The following is a 1,940-nucleotide window of genomic DNA, read 5'->3' as shown; positions in this document are numbered from 1 at the left end:
CAATAGCTGCAGGGAAACGCCCGGTCCCATTCCGAACCCGGAAGCTAAGCCTGCACACGCTGATGGTACTGCAACCGGGAGGTTGTGGGAGAGTAAGTCACCGCCGACACCAAACAACAAAACACAACTAAATACACCAACACTAAGAAGGAGACGGCAAACCACCGTCTCCTTCTTTTTATGTTTTGCTATTCTCCTCACCATGGACCAAAAGCAAATTTCTTATGTGGCGGACCGGGTCGAGCAAGGAATTCTTGGCCTCGAAGGCGTCGATAAGCTGCTGGCTTACTTGGACAGCCTGCATCCGGATGATTTGGCCGGCGTGGATTTCCTCGTTGACCGCATGTTTGAGGAGGAGCGTAACCAGATATGGGAGCTCACGGAAGCGCTTAAGGAGTTTCTCGCGGATTTAAAGGAATGCCAGAAGTAGTGCAGACGCTTGACGAAGCAACCAACACCCTTGTAACCCCCTCAGGTTTGAATCTGACTGATCCCGACGATTCACGGGCGTACGCCGACCAGGTGTGGCAGGCGGGTGTGCTTTTGAATGTGGCAATTGATGAGCCTCAACACTTGACCAGCGAAGGCGTCAAGTCAATAGAGCCTTGCGACGTCTTCCCGGTCGCGCAACGGGCGCTAGAAGAGGTTCTGCTACAGTTGCCGCTGGTTAATGATCCAGTTGGGTCCTTGATCTGGAGCGCGGAACGCTTGGCCCAGGAACTTGCTCAGGCTGTCCAATTGGCCCAGGTTGACGGTCTGCGCTTGGCCGAGTGGCTTTTGGGCGTTCTCGAGTCGCCGTATGCGGAGCAGGTTTATATCGACCCCGTACAGTACGCGCAGGCTCTAGGACCTGAAGGCCTCAAAGAGCTGCGCGGGCGTGCGCAGGGTGAGTTTGTCGGTCGTCGGTTAGCGGTGCTTTCCGGTTCTGTCGAGGAGGTATTTCGTACCCACACGGACGGATACGAGCAGCTCATTAGCGGGCTTTCGGAGATCGGCCGGTTCGACCTTGCCTACACGTACTCGGAAGAAGCGATGCGAATCCTCCCCGCTGAGGAAACGTTCAACATTGCTGGTGGTTGGGCCGCGATTACCGACGTCCACTTTCCTCACCGCAGCCCTTACGTCAATGAGCGAGTATTCGACGCGTTTCCACGGCTTTCGGCAGCGAAAGGTCTTTTTGCGGCGGTGGGGGATAGCGCAGTGGAGCACATCGAGGCTCGGCTGCGCGATAGGCCCTGGGATCTTGCAATGTTTCAGTATCAGTGCCTACGCGATCCGCAACGAGCATGGGCGACAGCCTCGGACGCCGGGCTCCAACGCAATGTGGCAGAACTACTTCTTCCGCACCTGCCGGACCAGACCGTTCCCGTTCTCATGCAACTCATTGAGGACAAGCTGGAAACACAAGATGTCTATGGTCGCGACCAAGCGTATGAGTTGCTCGGGAAAGTTCAGAAAGCAGCTGAGCCGGCTTCATTTGAGGACTTCTTAGATCGTCTACAGCGGAAGTTTGCTGACTGCCCTGAAATTCGCAACCAGCTTGCCGACGCCGCCCAACCCTAAACCTTTGCTTTTATCCCCGCTGCCGGTTGTGGTGTGACTCTGGGGATCCCTGCGGTTTTAGGGGAGCCTATTCGAAGAGCGTGTCAAGTTGTTTGTGTGTGGGGCTGGGTTTATAGGTATTTGTCGAAGCGGTCGGGGTAGGCCACGGCCATTTGGTTGATGGCTTGTTTCCAGCCGGATACTCGGGCTCCTTCCATGAGTCTGCCGGCTGTTCTTGAGACTCGTTTACCTTGCTTTGCTCTCTTGGCGGCTCGCTTGTCTTCAATATTGCAGATCATCAACCACAGCGTCTTTAGGGCTGATTCATCGTTGGTGAACTGCACCCTGTTGCGAGTAGCTTTACGCAGCTCATTGTTAAAAGATTCAATGGAGTTCGT

3 protein-coding genes and 1 rRNA gene are annotated in these 1,940 nt (G+C 55.1%); 3 read left to right on the top strand and 1 reads right to left on the bottom strand.

What is annotated here, in order from left to right; translation table 11 throughout:
- The 3 genes from rrf to MHY13_RS12010 all read left to right on the top strand — a co-directional run.
- Positions 1–109, top strand: a 5S ribosomal RNA gene (gene rrf / locus MHY13_RS12020); the annotation flags it as partial.
- Positions 110–202: 93 nt separating this feature from the next.
- Complete coding sequence (locus MHY13_RS12015; protein WP_239194155.1) at positions 203–430, top strand: tRNA 2-thiouridine-synthesizing protein; 228 nt, start codon at positions 203–205, stop codon at positions 428–430.
- Positions 430–1,563 carry a hypothetical protein gene (locus tag MHY13_RS12010; RefSeq protein WP_239283239.1) on the top strand — a complete coding sequence of 378 codons (1,134 nt, stop codon included), beginning with the start codon at positions 430–432 and terminating at the stop codon, positions 1,561–1,563. The genes MHY13_RS12015 and MHY13_RS12010 overlap by 1 nt, the downstream gene beginning before the upstream one ends.
- Positions 1,564–1,673: 110 nt before the next feature.
- Here MHY13_RS12010 and MHY13_RS12005 read toward each other — a convergent pair.
- The coding region (locus MHY13_RS12005) for a transposase (protein WP_239283238.1) at positions 1,674–1,940 on the bottom strand (267 nt) is incomplete at its 5' end.

Source organism: Corynebacterium sp. ACRPE (genome assembly GCF_022347435.1).
Classification (GTDB): Bacteria; Actinomycetota; Actinomycetes; order Mycobacteriales; family Mycobacteriaceae; genus Corynebacterium; species Corynebacterium tuberculostearicum_D.
Note: the sequence above shows the minus strand (reverse complement) of the source record. Positions and strands in the feature narration are given on the sequence as shown.

What these genes read in the sequence shown, in the direction of transcription:
- MHY13_RS12015 (WP_239194155.1), top strand. Translation starts at nt 203, where the DNA reads ATGGACCAAAAGCAAATTTCTTATGTGGCGGACCGGGTCGAGCAAGGA.